Origin of the sequence: Streptomyces sp. NPDC098781 (assembly GCF_044759995.1) — a bacterium.
Taxonomy (GTDB): domain Bacteria; phylum Actinomycetota; class Actinomycetes; order Streptomycetales; family Streptomycetaceae; genus Streptomyces.
In genome coordinates, this window is sequence record NZ_JBIWAK010000005.1 from 1 (window position 1) to 17,462 (window position 17,462).

Consider the following 17,462-nt stretch of genomic DNA (forward strand, 5'->3'; position numbering starts at 1 on the left):
CGGTCGGGGGTGGCCCGGGCGGGCCCCCCCCCACAACATCACGCACCCCCCCCCCCGGGGGTGTTGGGCCCCCCGGCGGGGGGGGGGGGGGGCGCCCCCGGGGGGGGGGCCCCCCCCCCCCCGGGCCCGGCCCTTTCGGGACTTTCATGCTGAGGAGTACGTGAGATGGGACTGACCGCGAGGATCCGTACCCGGGACGGTTGGGCCGTGTCGCACGCGGTGGTCACGGTGACGGACATGACCGGAGCACAGGTGCTGCGGGCCGAGGCGGACGCGGAAGGGGCCGTACGGGACGCGAACCCGCTCGCCCCGGGGGCGTACACCGTCATCGTCACCGCCGTCGGCTACGCGCCCGCCGCCGCGAGCGCGATCGTCACCGCGAGCGGCCGCGCCGAGGTCGGCACGGTGACGCTGGCCCGGCAGGGCGGTACCGAACTGCCGCCGCCCGGACCCTGGACCGTCGACCCGGCGCACTCCAGCGTGGCGGCCGTGGCCCAGCACCTGGGGATCTCCAGTGTGCGGGGGCGGTTCACGGACTTCACCGCCACCCTCGAGATCGCGCCGGACGACGTCACCAAGTCCCGGGTGGAGGCGGTCATCCGGGCCGACTCGATCGACACGGGGAACGGGATGCGGGACGGGCATCTGAAGTCGGCGGACTTCCTGGACGTGGAGCGCTACCCGGAGATCACCTACCGGTCCACCGGCCTGGTGGCGGCGACCGGTTCGGACCGCTGGACCGTGCGCGGCGAGCTGGCCATGCACGGTGTCGTACGGCCCGTGGACCTGGACCTGGCCTACCTCGGTACGGGCGCCGACCCGTGGGGCGGTACCCGGGCGGCCTTCCGGGCCACCACGGAACTCCACCGGGACGACTTCGCCATGAACTACAACCAGGTGGTGCAGGCGGGGATCGCGGCCATCGGTACAACGCTGCGGGTCGAGCTGGACGTCCAGGCGGTGCAGGGGGAGTCGCTGCCGCAAGGGTAGACACGCCAGGGTCAGGCTGAGCGGGCCCGTCTGCCCCTAGGCTGACGCCCATGGCACCGAACATCGCGACGAACACCCGCGTATCGCTGGAAGAGTTGCTGGATTTCGTACGGCCCCGCCACCGGGCCCTGCTGCTCACCCGGCGGGCGGACGGCGGCCCACAGGCGTCGCCGCTGACCTGCGGGGTGGACGACTCGCGGCGGATCGTGGTCTCCACGTACCCCGAGCGGGCCAAGACACGGAACGCGAAGCGGGACCCGCGGGTCAGCCTGCTCGTGCTGAGTGACGACTGGAACGGGCCCTGGGTCCAGGTCGACGGTACCGCCGAGGTGATCGACTCCCCGGAGTCCGTCGAGCCGCTCGTGGAGTACTACCGGAACATCGCCGGCGAGCACCCGGACTGGGACGAGTACCGGGCGGCGATGCTGAAGCAGGGGAAGTCGATCATTCGGGTGACACCGCAGACGTGGGGGCCGGTGGCCACCGGTGGGTTCCCGGCGCGGCTGGTTCAGGGCGACTGAGTCTTCTCGACCATCGCCTCGATGCCCGCCACCAGCAGGTCCAGGGCGAACTCGAAGTCGCGCTCCCACATCTCCTCGACCGTGTCGCCGCCCCGGGCCTCCATGAGTTCCGCGGAGTCCTGGACGATGTCGGCGGCGTCCGGGGACTGCGTCACCGTGCTCATGGCGTGGTGGAAGTAGTCGTCCGGGGTCATGCCGAACGCCGTGCTGCGGGCGATGAAATGGCCCTCGATGGTGCCGAATCCGTACACGAACTGGAAGACCGCCGAGATGGCCGCCACCAGACCGTGCGCGGGCAGGCCGGTCCTGCGGATGATGCGCTGGACCAGCCGGGAGAAGGCCAGGCTGTTCGGACCGATGTTGACGTAGGTGCCGATCAGGGGTGACAGCCAGGGGTGGCGCACCAGCAGGCCGCGGTACTCCCGGGCCAGCGCGCGCAGCTGGTCGCGCCAGTCCTCGTCGGTGTCCGGGTCGGGGAGGGTGAGCTCGCCGAAGGCCGCGTCGAGGGCGAGTTCGAGGAGGTCGTCCTTGGTGTCGACGTACCAGTAGACGGACATCGCGGTGACGTTCAGCTCGGCGGCCAGCCGGCGCATGGAGAACTTGGCCAGCCCCTCGGCGTCCAGCAGCCGTACGGTCGCCTCGGTGATCCGGTCCCGGTCGAGCCCCGAGGGCTGCCCTCCCCCGCGCCCGCCTCGACGCTCCTTGCCCTCCAGCCAGACGCTGGTGCGCCCCGCCTGTCCGGCTGCCCTCACCATGGCGCACCTTCCTCGACTCCGCTGACTGATCAAGATGCTAGGCGGCAACGCCCTTCGCGGGCGCCCGCCCTCCTAGGCGGACTGTGCCCGCTCGGCCCGCCGCAGCAACGCCCCCGCGACCAACCCTCCGAGCAACACGGCCAGCGCCCCCACCGACAGACTGGTCTCCAGCCCGGCCGAGAACGCGTCCGTGATCTGCGCTTTCTCCTCGGCCGAACCCGCCGCCGCCAGCGCCCCCGGCAGGGACGTCGCCGCCACCGGAATCAGCGCCGCGAACCGCGAGTTGAGCAGCGCCCCCAGCACGGCGACCCCCAGTCCGGTGCCGAACTCCGCCACCGTGCCGTTGATCCCGCCGCCGACGCCGGCCTTCTCCGGCGGAATCGCGCTCATGATCGCGTGGGACATCGCCGGACTGGCCACCGCGGCACCGCTGCCGATGAGCACCAGCCCCAGCAGCGTGCCGGTGTAGCCGCCGGAGGCCACCGTGGCGATGGAGAACAGACCGGCCGCCATGACGGCCATGCCGAGCCCGATGGCCAGCGGGGTGCCCAGCCGGGCCGCCCACTTCGCCGCCACACCGGTGAAGTTCAGCGCCACGATCATCAGGGCGAGCGGGGCCGTCCGCAGACCGGCTTCCAGGGGCTCGTAGCCGAGCACGAACTGCATGTGCTGGGTGAGCAGGAAGAGCGAGCCGCCCATGCCGAAGGTGATCAGGACACCGCCCGAGACCGCCCCCGTGAACTGCCGGTTCCGGAAGAAGTGCATATCGATCATGGGATACGGGATCCGGCTCTCCCAGTACGCGAAGGCGGCCAGCACGACGATCGCCACGACAGCCGTGATCAGTACCCGGCCCGACGTCCAGCCGTGTTCGGGCCCGGAGATGATCGCGTAGACGAGGGAGGCCATTCCTATCGTGGAGAGCACCGCGCCCAGCAGGTCGGGACGGTCGCCCTGCGGGTTCTTCGACTCGGGGACGAGCACCACGACCGCCACCAGCGCGAGCGCCGCGACCGGCAGGTTGAGCAGGAAGATCGCGCCCCACCAGAAGTGGTCGAGCATGAAGCCGCCGAGGAGGGGTCCGGCCGCGAAGCCCAGCGAGTTCACCGCAGCCCAGATGCCGATCGCCTTCGGCTGCTCCTCCGGCGTGAAGATCTGGATCGCCACGGCCAGGACGGTCGTCATCAGCAGCGCGCCGCCCACACCCATCCCGGCGCGCGCCGCGATCAGCTGGGCGGTGGAGTCGGCGAGGCCGGCCACCAGCGAACCCACGCCGAACAGCGCCAGACCAGCCACCAGCAGCTTCTTACGGCCGTAGCGGTCGGCCGCGCTGCCCGCCGTGAGCAGCAGACCCGACTGCACCAGCGAGTAGGCGTTGATCATCCACTGGATGTCCGAGGTGGCCGCCCCCAGTTCGCGGGTGAGCGAGGGGATGGCCACGTTCAGGACGGTGTTGTCGAGCACCACGGTGAGCACCACGAGACAGAGGACACCGAGGATCAGCCAGCGTTGCGGGTGACCGGCCGGGGCCTCGGGCTGTGGCTGGGCCGGGGCCTGTTCCTGGGGGGGTGTCGTCATGTTCTACACCGTAGAGCAATTCCTATACGGCGTACAACGGAGGTACGGCAAGGGGCGGTGGCCCCTTGCCACCGCCCCTTGTCGCCGGGACCGTCAGCTGTCGCTGGTCGGCTGCGTCAGGTCGTAGAAGGTCGTACCGTCGACCGTCACGGACTTGAAGTTCTCCTGGACCCAGGAGCTGATCTGCGAGGACGTGCCGCTGCTGCTGCCGCCCATGCCGCCGCCGCTGCCACTGGCGATGAAGTAGTGGATCTTTCCGTCCGCCACGTACTCCTTGAACTCGGCCAGCGTCGGGGACGGGTCGGTGCCGTTGAAGCCGCCGATCGCCATGACCGGGTCGCCGGTGGAGAGCTGGTAGCTCGCGGCGTTCTGGGCGCCGATGGCCGCGGCCGTCCAGGTGTAGTCACCGGCGTTCTTCTCCAGGAGTGCCTTGGCCTCGTCGCTGACGCTGGCGCCGTTGAGCAGACCGCCGACACCGCCGCCCATGCCGCCGCCTTCGCCCATCCGACCGCCGCCGGGCATGCCGCCCTGCTGGTTCTGGCCCTGGTTCTGGCCCTGGCCCTGCGTGGTGCCGTTGCCGTTCTGGCCGCCGGGCATGCCGCCGCCGGGGAAGCCGTTGCCGCCCTGCTGTTGGCCCTGACCCTGCTGGCCCTGACCGGGCATGCCGCCGCCACCGGGACCGCCGCCCATGCCGCCGCCTCCGCCGGGGCCGCCGCCCCGGCCGCCCGCGACGGCGGGACCGGCGGTGACGATCGAGCCGGTGTGGCCCTCGTTCACCGTGGTGAGGGTGTACGCGGCCGGGCCGGCCAGCGCCGCGGCGAGACCCAGCCCGACGACCGCCATGGTCAGTTGACGGCCGAGCTTCGACGCGAAGATCAGACCCAGCGCCGCGGCCAGACCGCCGACCAGCACGCACCACTTCAGCCACGGCAGGTAGTCCGAGGAACGGTTGAGCAGGACGTAGCCCCAGACCGCGGTGGCCGTCATCGCGCCCGCCAGGGTCAGTGCCGCCCACACCTTGTCGCGCCGCTCCCACAGCAGGGCGGCGCCCATGCCGATCAGCGGGGCGATGTAGGGGGCGAGGGCGACCGTGTAGTACTCGTGGAAGATGCCCTGCATGTAGCTGAAGACCAGCATCGTCGTGACCAGCGCGCCGCCCCAGACCAGGAACGAACCGCGGGTGACCGACGTACGGCGTGCCTTGCGGGTCGCCACCAGGCCCGCGACCAGCAGGATCAGCGCGGCCGGGATCAGCCAGGAGATCTGGCCGCCGATGCTCGAGCCGAACAGCCGGTCCCAGCCGGTCTCGCCCCAGTTGCCGCCGCCGTTCCCGCCACCGCCGCCACCGCCGACGCTGCCGGTCTCCTCGCCGTTGAGCCGGCCGAGGCCGTTGTAGCCGAAGGTCAGCTCAAGGAAGGAGTTGTTCTGCGAGCCGCCGATGTAGGGGCGGGAGGAGGCGGGCCACAGTTCGACGATCGCGACCCACCAGCCGCCCGAGACGACGATCGCGGCGAGGCCCGCGGCGAGCTGACCGATCCGCTTCCTCACCGACACCGGCGCGCAGACCGCGTACACGATCGCGAGCGGCGGCAGGATCAGGAAGGCCTGAAGGGTCTTGGCGAGGAACGCGAAGCCGATCGCCACTCCCGCCCACACCAGCCACTTGGTACGCCCGTCCTCCACGGCCCGGATGACGAAGTAGCAGGCCACGGCCATCAGCAGGGCCAGCATCGCGTCCGGGTTGTTGAACCGGAACATCAGCGCCGCGACCGGGGTGAGCGCGAGCACCGCGCCCGACACCAGGCCGGCCCCCGGGCTGAACCGGCGTCGTACGGCCGCGTACACCACGGCCACCGTGCCGACGCCCATGAGGACCTCGGGGAGCAGGATCGCCGACGAGTGGAGGCCGAAGAGGCGGACCGACAGGGCCATCGGCCACAGGGAGGCCGGGGGCTTGTCGACGGTGATGGCGTTCGAGGCGTCCAGCGAGCCGAAGAAGAAGGCCTTCCAGGACTGGCTGCCGGCCTGGACGGCCGCCGAGTAGAAGGAGTTGGCGTAGCCGGAGGCGCTCAGGTTGTAGAGGTAGAGGACGAGCGTGGCGAGCAGCAGGCCGAGGAAGGCCGGGCGGGCCCAGCGCGGGTCCCCGGGCCGCCCGCGCCACAGCCGCCGCAGGAACGGCTGTACGGGTTCACCGGCGTCGGGCGCCGGAGCGGCGGGCGGGGTGGCCGTGGGTGGGCCCCAGGTGCCGGGGCCGGTGTCTCTGGCGTGGCTCTCGTGGGTCTGCTGGTCGTAGTGGACGCTCATCGGGAGTCCCTCGGATCGGTGTCGTGCGGGCGCACCGGCTGCAACTGCATGGTGGCGTCCCTCCAGGTGCCGTCCGCGGCTTCACCGGCGCGGAACTGAGTGGTGTCGTAGGAGTGTTGGGGCGCGCCCTGGATCACCGGGCGCTGCGGGAGCGGGCCCTGGTGGCCGGGGTGGGCCATGGAGTAGGTCGGGGAGGACGGGGTGTGCACCGGGCTGTGCGAGGCGACGACCGTCGACCCGGCGTCCCGGCGGTCCGGGAACACCCACGCCCGGAAGAGCAGGAAGCGCAGCACCGTCGCCGCGAGGTTGGCGGCGATGAGCACCGCCAGTTCGGTGGAGTGGGAGGGGTCGGCCGAGGCCGCGTTCAGGGCGGCGAGCGAGCCACTGGTCAGGGCGAGGCCGATACCGAACACGACCAGGCCCTGCGCCTGGTGCCGTACGGCGCCGCCGCTGCCCCGCACCCCGAAGGTCAGCCGCCGGTTGGCCGCCGTGTTGGCGATCGCGGAGACCAGCAGCGCCAGCGCGTTGGCGACCTGCGAGCCGGTGAAGACGCGGAAGCCGCTGTAGAGGAGCAGGTAGAACAGGGTGGACAGGGCGCCGACGACGCAGAAGCCGACGAGTTGGCGGGCCAGGCCCCCCGGCACGTCCTCGATCTCGCGGTCGCGCGGGTCGTCGCCGAAGGGGCGGGCCAGCCGGTCCAGCGGCAGCGAACCGCTCGCCAGGGCCTTGCCCACCCGCCACACGCCCTTGAGGTCGTCGGTCGCCGTCCTGACGATGTGGACCGTGGAGTTCGGGTCGTCGACCCAGTCGACGGGGACCTCGTGGATCCGCAGGCCCGCGCGCTCGGCGAGCACCAGCATCTCGGTGTCGAAGAACCAGCCCGTGTCCTCCACCATCGGCAGCAGGATCTGGGCGACGTCCCGGCGGATCGCCTTGAAACCGCACTGGGCGTCCGTGAAGCGGGCCTGGAGCGAGCCGCGCAGGATGAGGTTGTACGAGCGGCTGATGAACTCCCGCTTGGGACCGCGCACGACCCGTGAGCTACGGGCGAGCCGGGAGCCGATCGCCAGATCCGAGTGGCCCGAGATCAGCGGTGCCACCAGCGGCAGCAGCGCGTTGAGGTCGGTGGACAGGTCCACGTCCATGTAGGCGAGGATCGGGGCGTCCGAGGCGGACCAGACGGTCCGCAGCGCCCGGCCGCGGCCCTTCTGCTCCAGCCGGAAGGAGCGGACCTCCGGGAGCTCCGCCTCCAGCCGTGACGCCACCCGGGGGGTGGTGTCCGTCGACGCGTTGTCCGCGATCGTGACGCGGAACGCGTACGGGAAGGTGCGCTTGAGGTGATCGTGCAGTCTCAGCACACACGGCCGGAGGTCCTTCTCCTCGTTGTAGACGGGGATCACTACGTCCAAAACAGGCGTACCGGCGTCGCCGGCCGGGAGGTGCTCCCGCGCCGGCAGGGTGCCGGGAGAAGAGTCGGTTCGCATGACACCGACTTTTGTCAGGCGCCCTGTTCCGCCCATGTGGTGACACTGTGCTGTGCCTGTGAGTGCTGTTGCCAGCTCATTTCGGCGCTCGGCGGCACCGGCAGGGCCGGCAGATGCACCGTGAACATGGTGCGTCCGGGCACGCTGTCGACCGTCACGGCACCGCCGTGCGCGGTCGCCACGGCCTGCACGATCGCCAGGCCCAGGCCGGTCGAGCCGGTGGCGCGGGAACGCGCGGAGTCGCCTCGCGCGAACCTCTCGAAGACGTGCGGGAGCAGATCCGGCGGGATTCCCGGGCCGTTGTCCTCGACGTCCACACACATCCACGGACCCCGCCGTTGGACACGCGCTGTGACGGTGGTCCCGGGTGGGGTGTGGTTGCGCGCGTTGCCCAACAGGTTGACGAGGACCTGTTGCAGACGTGCCGCGTCCGCCGACACCAGGGCCGGCTCGTCGGGGAGGTCGAGACGCCAGTTGTGGTCCATGCCGGCCGCGCGCGCGTCGCTGACGGTGTCGACGACGAGCGGGATGAGGTCGGTCTGCTCGAACTGGAGGGGCCGGCCGGCGTCGAGCCGCGCGAGCAGCAGCAGATCCTCCACGAGCAGGGTCATGCGCCCGGCCTCCGACTCGATCCGGCCGAGGGAGTGCCGGGTGTCCGGTCCGACCTCCTCCCGGCCGCGTCTGGTCAGTTCGGCGTAACCGCGGATGGAGGCGAGGGGGGTGCGCAGTTCGTGGCTGGCGTCGGCCACGAACTGCCGTACCCGCATCTCGCTCTGCTGGCGGGAGTGCAGGGCGGCGTGCACGTGGTCCAGCATCCGGTTGAGCGCGGCGCCGACCTGGCCGACCTCGGTGTGCGGGTCGGTCTCGGACTCGGGGACGCGCTCGCTGAGGTTGACCTCGCCGGTGTGGAGGGGGAGTTCGGAGACCCGGGTGGCGGTGACGGCGACCCGGCGCAGGGGGCGGGTGGCTACGCCGACGAGGACGGAGCTGGCGATGCCGGCGGCGATCAGGCCGGCGCCGGTCACGCTGACCTCGACGAGGATCAGGGTGTTGACGGTACTGGTGACCTCCTCGGTGGGGATGGCCACGTAGTAACTGCCGTTGTCGCCCGTCTCGTACAGCACGCGGTACTCGCCGAGGGAACCGAGGTCGACGGTGTGCTTGTCGCCGTCCTGGGAGACCCCGTTGAGCGCCTGGGTGGCGGACTCGGTGAGGTCGTAGGACTTCATCCCGAACGGCTCGGTGCTGTTCTCGACCTTCTTGCCGACCTTGGCCTCGGTGATGGTGCCGTTCTGGACCTTGGCGATGATCGTGCCCGGCGGCTGCGGGCCGCGCGTGACGAAGTCGTCGAGGGTGAAGTTCTTGAGGCCCTTGGTGCTCGCCCCACCGCCTTCTCCGGGCGCACCGCCGGGAGGCCCGCCGTAGCCGACCGCCCGCCCGACGGCCTCCTTGAGCTTGCCGTCCAGTTGCTCGTACAGATGCGAGCGCAGCGCGAGCGTCGTCACCGTGCCGATCACCGCACACACCACGGCGATCAGCACCACCGACGCGACGACGAGCCGCGTCCGCAGCGTACGCGGCTGACCCGCCCGCCTCTTCTGCGCCCGCGGCCGTCGTCGCCCGCTCATGACGCCGCGGGCTTGATCAGGTAACCGGCACCACGCCGGGTGTGGATCATCGGCTCACGGCCGGCGTCGATCTTCCGCCGCAGATAGGAGATGTACAGCTCGACCACGTTGGCCTGTCCGCCGAAGTCGTACGACCACACGCGGTCGAGTATCTGGGCCTTGCTGAGCACGCGCCGCGGGTTGCGCATCAGGAAGCGCAGCAGCTCGAACTCGGTGGCGGTGAGGTGGATGTTCTCCCCGGCCCGGGACACCTCGTGGCTGTCCTCGTCCAGCGTCAGGTCGCCCACGACGAGCACGGAGTCCGACCGCCGGTCGGCGGCACCGGAACGCCGGATGAGCCCGCGCAGCCGGGCCACGACCTCCTCCAGGCTGAACGGCTTGGTGACGTAGTCGTCGCCACCGGCCGTGAGCCCGGCGATACGGTCCTCCACGGCGTCCTTGGCCGTCAGGAACAGCACCGGCACGTCCGGCAGCTCCCGGCGCAGCCGCCCGAGGACGGTCAGCCCGTCCATGTCCGGCAGCATCATGTCCAGGACGACGGCGTCGGGCCGGAACTCCCGCGCGGTCTGGACGGCACCCTGGCCGTCTCCGGCGCTGCGGATCTGCCAGCCCTCGTAGCGCAGGGCCATGGACAGCAGTTCGGTGATCGACAACTCGTCGTCCACCACAAGCACTCGGACGGGGCTCCCGTCCGGCCTCAGCAGTTCGGTGCGCCCCTGGGGCGAGGTCGTGGTCATAGCGGACACGTTGTCCTGGTCCTCTTAGAACACGCTTTCCGGAGCCTGTGAATCTCCTAAGAAACGCACAGGAGGCTCTCAGGCGGCGCCTTGGAAGCCGTCGGCCGGTGTCGGCGCGGGCAGCTCAGAACAGCCGGCCCTGCACACTCAACTCCGCGGCTCAGAACGGCGTGTCCCGCAGGCTTGCGCCCGGCGCTCAGAACAGCCCGTCCCGCGCGCTCACGTCCGCCGCCAGAACAGCCCGTCCTGCACGCTCGCCTCCGCCGCTCAGAACAGCCCGTCCTGCACGCTCGCCTCCGCCGCTCAGAACAGCCCGTCCCGCACGCTCACGTCCGCCGCCAGAACAGCACGTCCGCACGCTCGCGCCCCCGCTCAGAACAGCCCGTCCTGCACGCTCGCCTCCGCCTGCCTCAACGCCCGTACTGGCACGCTCAGTTCCCCCTCCTCACCCGCAGGCACCAGCTCCCACCCCGTCATCAACCGCGTATCGACCACGACCACCCCGCCACCCCCCGTCTCCACATGCAGATCGGGCCCCGCGGCAGCCACCAACCGCCCGCTCACCGCCCCGCCCGCGACCAGCTCGGCCACCTCTCCGACGGCGGCCGGGAGAGCCGTGAGCCCGAACGCCCCGGCGTGGTCGACCGGTTGGCAGGGCTCGCGGGTGAGGGACTCCGGCCAGGCGTCCAGGGCCACCGCTCGGGCGTGCAGCTCCTCCACCTCGGCGGCACGCTCCGCCGCCGACTCCGGCAGGGTGGAGCGCACGGCGCGCTTGTCGGCGTACGGAATCCGGTCCGGGACCCGGAGTGCCGCCCGCAGCAACTCCTCCGTGCGCCGTGCCGCCATCAGCGGGCCGGCGCCGAGCCAGGTGAAGCAGACCGCGCCCTGCTCCAGCAGCCGTGCCGAGCCGCGCTCAACGGCGGTGATGCCGACCTTGGTCATGCCGGGGCCGAACCAGGCCAGATATACGTGGTACGGCCGCGGGTCGTCCGCGATCGTGTCGGCGGCCACCGAGTGCGCCCGGTCCAGCCGCGCACACTCCTCGCACCGCGCCCCCGTGCTCCGCCCCGGCACGACCGCTCGCACCGGACACGCATGCCCCCGCGCTCCCACGCATGTCCGCACTCCCCCTTCCGCGACCCCGAAGGCCACGCGCTTCCCCCAGGTCAGCGTGGAGCGCCGACCGCCGTCCCACGCCAGCTCGGGGCCCTGCGCCGACCAGCGCAGCCCCTTGCATCTCCATGCCTGTGCCATCGCTCTTCGAGAGTAGAGGCAGGCACTGACAACGCCCCCTCAGCGACCGCCCCGACCGGCCTCGGCGACAACGGGTTCGGGCTCCGGCTGCGCATCGACCACGGGGACCAACTGGGAACCCGGCTCGGACCCCGACTCCGACGCCGGCTCGGACCCCGACTTGGACGCCACGACCGCCGTACGCCGCCCCCGCCCCGCGAGCCGGCACCCCCAGCAGTCCGTATGCCCGCCCCGCGCGGTCAGATCGCGTGCCCCCATCCGCCACTCACGACGCGGCCGGACCCCCGGAGGCTTGCCCCATCCGGTGAGGTGCAGGGCCCAGGTGACGAGGACGCTCGCCGCCAGAATCCCCAGCCCGCCCCAGATCAGCAGCGCCGAGACCGTGCATATCCCCGCTCCCGCCACCGCGGAGCCGACGGTCGCGATCGCGGTGCCGGTCCACCCCGCGACCGTGTGCCCCTCGTCATACTGGCTCACGTGCCCACCTCCCGAGAATTCCTCACGTCGTAAGAAGTTTAGGCACTAAATCTCTCACAAGCTAAGGTAAATCGAAAAGATGCAAGGCAAGCCGCGCCGCCCCGCCGCCTCCCCGGTCCAGGCCCTGTCGGCCATGGACCAGCTCATCGCGACCGCGATGGTGGGGCAGCAGGAGATCGCCGCGCAGGTCGGCCTCAACGTCACGGACCTCACCTGCTTCGCCTACGTCATCGAAGCCGGCGAGAACCTGCTCACGGCCGGCGACCTGGCGGCGCGCGTCCACGTCACCACGGGCGCGGTCACCGGCATCCTCAATCGGTTGGAACGCGCCGGCTACGTCACCCGCCGTCCCGACCCGGTGGACCGGCGCCGGGTGCGTGTGGCCGCGCGGCCGGACGCGGAAGCCCGTATCCGGGAGATCTACGAGCCGTACTACGCCCGGCTGATGGACCTCTTCGCCGACTACTCCGCCGAGGAGATCGCCGTCCTGACCGACTGGTTCACGCGCGCGAGCGCCCTGGCCGCGGGCTATCTGGAGGAGCACCGCCGCGCCGACTGACGAGACGGCGCGGGGACGGCTCGCACCGGGTCAACGGCCGCGGCGGCTGTCCCGCGCGTCGTAGGCCGCCCGCGCGTGCTCCACCTCTCCCAGATGCACGGACCACTCCGAGAGCGCGGCGAACAAGGGGGACAGGCTGCGCCCCAGTTCGCTGATCTCGTACTCCACGCGCGGCGGGACCTCGGCGTGATACGTGCGCAGGACCAGGCCGTCGCGCTCCAACTGCCGCAGTCGCTGGGTCAGCACCTTCGGCGTGATGGTGGCGATACGGCGCTCCAGTTCGACGAAGCGCTGACGGCCGTACTCGTGAAGTGCCCACAGGATCGGGGTCGTCCAGCGGCTGAAGACGATGTCGACGACGGGAGCGATCGGGCAGGCGTTCTCGGGGTCGGCGCCACGCGGAGCCCTGAGGTCTGTGTCCTCGGTCACAACTCCCCCTGTTCTCCATTACTTTCCTCTAGGTACCTACTACCCCGACGACAGTAGCGTCCCCGTACGAGATCCGAACTGCTGGATCCGAACTCGGAACGGAGACCGATGATGATCGTGGTGACCGGAGCAACAGGCAATGTCGGACGGCCACTTGTACGGGCCCTCGTCGAGGCGGGTGAGCAGGTGACCGCCGTCTCCCGCCGTGTCGATGCGCGGGACGTTCCGGTGGGGACCCGCCACCACCAGGCCGATCTGACCGAACCCGCCCGCCTGGCGCCCGCGCTCGACGGGGCGTCGGCCCTGTTCCTCCTGACATCGGGCGACTTCATGGCGGCCGGCGGCGACCTCGGTGCCGTTCTGGACGTCGTCCGGGCCTCGGGCGTCCGGCGCCTGGTCCTGCTGTCGTCCCAGGGCGTCGGCACGGGCGACCACCCCTCGGCGTCGGAGGACGCCGTCAGGGCCTCTGGCCTGGAGTGGACGATGCTGCGTCCCGGCGGCTTCCACTCCAACACCCTCCAGTGGGCCGACCTGATCCGGGCCCGCCGGGAGGTGGCCGCGCCCTTCGGCGACGTGGCCCTGCCGACCGTCGACCCGGCCGACATCGCGCAGGTCGCGGCGGCGGCCCTGCGCGAGCCGGGCCACCACGGCGAGGTCTACGAACTCACCGGCCCCGCGCCCGTCTCGCCCCGGCAGCAGACGGCCGCGATCGCCACGGCCCTGGGGGAGCCGGTGACGTACGTCGAGCTCACTCGCGCGCAGGCCCGGGAGCACATGCTGCGTGCCATGCCCGAGCCCGTGGTCGAGAGCACCCTCGACCTGCTGGGTGCGCCGCCGGCCGAGCTGCGGCAGGTGAGCCCGGACGTGGAGCGGATCCTGGGGCGGCCGGGCCGGACGTTCGCGGAGTGGGCGGGGCGGAACGTCGGTGAGTTCAAGTAGTCGATGAGCTCAAGTAGTCGATGGGCTCAAGTAGTCGATGAGCCCGCGTAGTCGATGAGTTCGCGTAGTCGGTGATTTCAAGCGTCTCAGGCCACGCGTCAGGTCCGGCCACGCCTCAGGCCAGGCCACGCTTCAGGCCCGGCCATGCCTCAGGCCCGCCTGAAGCCCACCTGACGCCCCGCTGAAGCCCGCCTGAGACCCCGCTGAAGCCCGCCCGGGTTGAGCTGCATCCCGTACTGGATCCCGCTCGCCCGGAAGGAAACCGCCATGCAGTCGCACCGCCTGTCCGAGCCGAGTACGTCGCTGCCGGGCCAGGAGCGGCCCGGCGCCCTCTCCTCGTTCGCCCGGTTCGTGGTGTGCGGAGGCGGAGTCGGGCTGCTCTCCAGCGCGGCCGTACCGGCACTCGGCGCGATGATGCCCTGGGTGGTCGCGAACGCCCTGGTCACCGTCGTCGGCACGCTCCTGTGCACCGAGCTGCACGCCCTGTTCACCTTCGGCACCGGTGCACGTCCCGGCTGGCGGCGGCACCTGAAGTCCTCCGGTTCGGCGGTCGCCGCCTACCTGGCGACCAGCGCCGCGATGCTCGTCCTGTACGCCGTGCGGCCGGCGCCCGGCATGGCCTGGGAGCAGGCGGTCTACCTCACCGCCTCGGGGCTCGCGGGCATCGGACGGTTCCTGGTCCTGCGGCTGTTCGTGTTCGCCGAACGCAGGACGGCTCGCCCTTCAACTCGTCTATACGATACGGCCGTTGACGTCGGGGCGAGCGTCCGCGCGGGGCGCGCAAGGATCTTGGGAACCAGCGATTCGGTTGAGCTCGGAACGGTAAAGTCCGCGGCATGAACGCTCGGCTGGCACTGCTCGGCACGGTGGCCCCCGGTGTCCCGGGTAGCGAGGTGTTCCGGCTGGCCCTGGAGCACGCGGTGGGCGAACTGAGCGCGCTGGGCGGCATGATCCACCTGCGGGGCCCGATGTCCGCGCTGCGCCTGGTGTCGACGGCCGGGCTGCCGAGCGCCCTCATCCGTTCCTGGGAGATCGTCGACCAGGAGGAACCGCTGGCCCCGGCCCGCGCGCTGCGCGAGGGGCACGGCGTCTGGGTCCCGTTGAGCCCGGCCGGGGCCGCCGACACCGCGGACGCCACCTGGCCCGGCACCGGCCTCGCCGCGCTGCCGCTGTACACCGGCCACCGCGGCACCGGCGCCCTCACCGTCCTCATGGGCGACCGGGGCGAACCGAGCCCCGAGCACTGGGAGTTCCTGCGATCCGTCATCGCCTGGACCGAGGACCGCATGGTCAAGGCGCCGCCCACGACCGGCCCGTCCCGGACCGGGCAGCCGCGGCACGACGGCGAGCGGCTGCGCCAGGCCCTGAAGGAGGTGAGCGTCGGCTCCTGGGACTGGAACATCCGGACCGGCGAACTCCTCTGGGACGAGGCGGCCCTGAAGCTGTACGGCACCCGGCCCGAGGACTACGTCGGTCAGGTCGAGAACTGGATGAGATGCGTCCACCCCGACGACCTGGCGCCCACGCTGGCGCTGGTGGACCGGGCGATCCGGGAGCGCGGTGTCTTCGAGGCCGAGTACCGGGTGCGGAAACTGGACGGCACCTGGGGCTGGACCCAGGCCCGCGCCCGAGCGACGTACGACGACCAGGGCGAACCGCTGCGGATGACCGGGGTGGGCTGGGACAGCGCCGAGCCCCGTTCCGCGCGTGACGCGCTCAGCCGGGCCCTGCGGCATATGAGCGACGGTTTCCTCGCGATGGACGACGACTGGCGGATCACCTTCGCCAACCTGGAGGCCGAACGCACCCTGGGCTTCTCCGAGGAGGAACTGTTCGGCTGTCTGCTGTGGGACCTGCCCGCCGCCGAGCAGGTCCCCGGCCTGGAGATCCGCTGCCGGCAGGCGGCCGCCGCGGAGAAGTCGGTCAGCTTCGACGTACGGCTGCCGAACGGCCGGCTGTGCCATCTCCGCCTGGTGCCCGGCCCCGACGGCCGCACGATCTACTTCACCGACGTCACCGAGAGGCGGCGGCTGGAGGAGGAACGCCGTTCCGCCGACCGGTCCGCCGCCGAACGCGCGGCCCGGATGGGGGAGTTGACGGCGGCCCTGGCCAAGGCGACGACCTCGGCGGACGTCGTGGACGCGGTGGCGCGCGGGGTGCTGCCGCCGTTCGAGGCGACCGGTCTCGTCGTACAGACCGTGGAGGGCGACCGGCTGCATATCGTCGGGTCCGTCGGCTACCCGGACGACGTCATCGCCGTACTCGACGGCCGCGAGCGCACCCAGCCCAGCCCGCTGTGGGACGCGATCCTGACCGGCGCGCCCCTGTTCCTGTCCACCCCGCGCGAGTTCGCCGCCCGCTACCCGGAGCTGGCCGACCTGCCCGCCCGCGCCGACAAGCAGGCCTGGGCGCTGCTCCCGCTGACCGCCTCGGGCCACACCTTCGGCATCTGCGCGGTCACCTTCGACCACCCGCGCCGCCTCACCGACGAGGAGCGCGCCCTGCTGACCGCGACCAGCGCCCTGGTCTCCCAGGCCCTGGAACGGGCCCGGCTCTTCGACGCCGAGCACACCCGCTCCCGCGAGCTCCAGCGGAGTCTGCTCCCCCGGGACCTGCCCGTCGTCCCGGCCTGCACGGCCGCCGCCCGCTATCTGCCGGCCGGCCACGGCATGGACGTGGGCGGCGACTGGTACGACATCATCCCGCTGTCCGGCGGCCAGGTGGCCCTGGTCGTCGGTGACGTCATGGGCCACGGCCTCCCCGAGGCGGCGACCATGGGCCGGCTGCGCACGGCCGTCCACACCCTGGCCGACCTCGAACTGCCGCCCGACGAGATCATGAGCCACCTCAACGACATCGTCGGCGCCATGGGCGAGGAGTCGTACGTGACCTGTCTGTACGCGCTCTACGACTCCACGACCCGCGTCTGCTCGATCACGCGGGCGGGCCATCCGCCGCCGGCGCTGCTGCACCCCGACGGCACGGTCGTCTTCCCGCCGCTGCCGGCCGACCCGCCCCTCGGCGCGGCCGAGCCCCCCTTCGAGACGACGGAGATCCCGGTCCCCGAGGGCAGTGTGCTGGTGCTGTACACCGACGGCCTGGTGGAGTCCGCCAAGCGCGAGATGGACGAGGGCATGGCGGCGCTGTCCGACGTCCTGGGCACCGCGCACGCGGACGGTACGGCGGCCGACCTGGACCGTCTCTGCGAGCGGGTCACCTCGGCCCTGCTCCCCGCCGACCAGCAGGCGGCCGACGACGCGGCCGTGCTGCTGGCCCGGCTGCACGCGTTGCCGGACTCCCGGATGGCGTCCTGGCCTCTGCCCAAGGACCCCAGAGCGGCGGGACAGGCCCGCGCCCTGATCCGCGAGCAGCTCGCCGCCTGGGACCTGACCGCCCTGACCCCCACCACCGAGCTGCTGGCCAGCGAACTCGTCGGCAATGTCATCCGCCACGCCAAGGGTCCGCTGCGCCTACGGCTCCTGTACGGCGCCGAGCTCATCTGCGAGGTCTTCGACGGCAGCCTGACGATGCCGCGGATACGCCGGGCCACCGAGACGGACGAAGGGGGCCGGGGGCTTCAGCTGATCACGGCGCTGTCGCTGCGCTGGGGGACGCGGTACACGCCGACGGGCAAGTGCATCTGGACGGAACAGGCCCTTCAGACGACACCGGACGCGGTACGGGAAGCACCCGAGGCCCTGGCGCCGGACCCGCTGGAGCGGGTGTTCCTGAGCCTGCCGGGTCTGGGGGAGGACTTCGACGGAGATCTGGACGCGCTGGCGTTCGGGGACGCGGACTGAGCCCGTG

The 17,462-nt window shown here is 71.7% G+C and carries 15 protein-coding genes; 6 read left to right on the forward strand and 9 right to left on the reverse strand.

All coding sequences use genetic code 11. From position 1 onward, the window contains the following. Positions 1-165 precede the first annotated feature (165 nt). The gene (locus ACIQWG_RS20765; protein WP_404097778.1) at positions 166-990 is read left to right on the forward strand and encodes a YceI family protein; all 825 of its coding nucleotides are present in this window, start codon (positions 166-168) and stop codon (positions 988-990) included. A 50-nt stretch (positions 991-1,040) separates the two neighbouring features. After that, on the forward strand, positions 1,041-1,511 hold the full coding sequence (locus tag ACIQWG_RS20770) for a PPOX class F420-dependent oxidoreductase (RefSeq protein ID WP_404097780.1): 471 nt from the start codon (positions 1,041-1,043) through the stop codon (positions 1,509-1,511). Here ACIQWG_RS20770 and ACIQWG_RS20775 read toward each other — a convergent pair. The 8 genes from ACIQWG_RS20775 to ACIQWG_RS20810 all read right to left on the reverse strand — a co-directional run bounded on the left by ACIQWG_RS20775 (position 1,499) and on the right by ACIQWG_RS20810 (position 11,728). After that, complete coding sequence (locus ACIQWG_RS20775) at positions 1,499-2,266, reverse strand: TetR/AcrR family transcriptional regulator (RefSeq protein WP_404097783.1); 768 nt, start codon at positions 2,264-2,266, stop codon at positions 1,499-1,501. The two genes, ACIQWG_RS20770 and ACIQWG_RS20775, sit on opposite strands and share 13 nt — an antisense overlap. A 72-nt stretch (positions 2,267-2,338) precedes the next feature. Then, positions 2,339-3,844: an MFS transporter gene (locus ACIQWG_RS20780; protein WP_404097786.1), complete on the reverse strand. Its 1,506-nt coding sequence runs from the start codon at positions 3,842-3,844 to the stop codon at positions 2,339-2,341. 93 nt (positions 3,845-3,937) lie between these two features. Further along, positions 3,938-6,148 carry an ArnT family glycosyltransferase gene (locus tag ACIQWG_RS20785; RefSeq protein WP_404097789.1) on the reverse strand — a complete coding sequence of 737 codons (2,211 nt, stop codon included), beginning with the start codon at positions 6,146-6,148 and terminating at the stop codon, positions 3,938-3,940. After that, positions 6,145-7,632, reverse strand: coding sequence for a glycosyltransferase (locus ACIQWG_RS20790; RefSeq protein WP_404097792.1), 1,488 nt, complete (start codon positions 7,630-7,632; stop codon positions 6,145-6,147). The genes ACIQWG_RS20785 and ACIQWG_RS20790 overlap by 4 nt, the downstream gene beginning before the upstream one ends. Before the next feature lie 14 nt (positions 7,633-7,646). Continuing rightward, positions 7,647-9,260, reverse strand: a complete 1,614-nt coding sequence (locus ACIQWG_RS20795) for an ATP-binding protein (RefSeq protein WP_404097795.1) — start codon at positions 9,258-9,260, stop codon at positions 7,647-7,649. Then, complete coding sequence (locus ACIQWG_RS20800; protein ID WP_362031151.1) at positions 9,257-9,997, reverse strand: response regulator transcription factor; 741 nt, start codon at positions 9,995-9,997, stop codon at positions 9,257-9,259. The genes ACIQWG_RS20795 and ACIQWG_RS20800 overlap by 4 nt, the downstream gene beginning before the upstream one ends. Before the next feature lie 372 nt (positions 9,998-10,369). Next, on the reverse strand, positions 10,370-11,251 hold the full coding sequence (locus ACIQWG_RS20805) for a DUF2797 domain-containing protein (RefSeq protein WP_404097798.1): 882 nt from the start codon (positions 11,249-11,251) through the stop codon (positions 10,370-10,372). Positions 11,252-11,290: 39 nt separating this feature from the next. Further along, positions 11,291-11,728 (reverse strand): HGxxPAAW family protein, encoded by a 438-nt coding sequence (locus ACIQWG_RS20810; RefSeq protein ID WP_404097801.1) that lies wholly within the window; start codon positions 11,726-11,728, stop codon positions 11,291-11,293. 79 nt (positions 11,729-11,807) lie between these two features. Between ACIQWG_RS20810 and ACIQWG_RS20815 the strand changes: the two genes are divergently transcribed. Continuing rightward, positions 11,808-12,287: a MarR family winged helix-turn-helix transcriptional regulator gene (locus ACIQWG_RS20815; RefSeq protein WP_404097803.1), complete on the forward strand. Its 480-nt coding sequence runs from the start codon at positions 11,808-11,810 to the stop codon at positions 12,285-12,287. 30 nt (positions 12,288-12,317) lie between these two features. On the opposite strand, the gene ACIQWG_RS20820 is transcribed toward ACIQWG_RS20815, so the two are convergent. Next, a complete protein-coding gene (locus ACIQWG_RS20820; RefSeq protein WP_404097805.1) occupies positions 12,318-12,716 on the reverse strand; it encodes a winged helix-turn-helix transcriptional regulator in 399 nt (132 codons plus the stop codon). Positions 12,717-12,827: 111 nt separating this feature from the next. On the opposite strand from ACIQWG_RS20820, the gene ACIQWG_RS20825 reads away from it, so the two are divergent. The 3 genes from ACIQWG_RS20825 (at position 12,828) to ACIQWG_RS20835 (ending at position 17,455) form a co-directional block, all read left to right on the forward strand. Then, positions 12,828-13,655, forward strand: a complete 828-nt coding sequence (locus tag ACIQWG_RS20825) for an NAD(P)H-binding protein (RefSeq protein ID WP_404099369.1) — start codon at positions 12,828-12,830, stop codon at positions 13,653-13,655. 267 nt (positions 13,656-13,922) lie between these two features. Further along, complete coding sequence (locus ACIQWG_RS20830) at positions 13,923-14,495, forward strand: hypothetical protein (protein WP_404097808.1); 573 nt, start codon at positions 13,923-13,925, stop codon at positions 14,493-14,495. Beyond that, complete coding sequence (locus ACIQWG_RS20835; protein WP_404097811.1) at positions 14,492-17,455, forward strand: SpoIIE family protein phosphatase; 2,964 nt, start codon at positions 14,492-14,494, stop codon at positions 17,453-17,455. Before ACIQWG_RS20830 ends, ACIQWG_RS20835 begins: the two co-directional genes overlap by 4 nt. Positions 17,456-17,462: the final 7 nt, after the last annotated feature.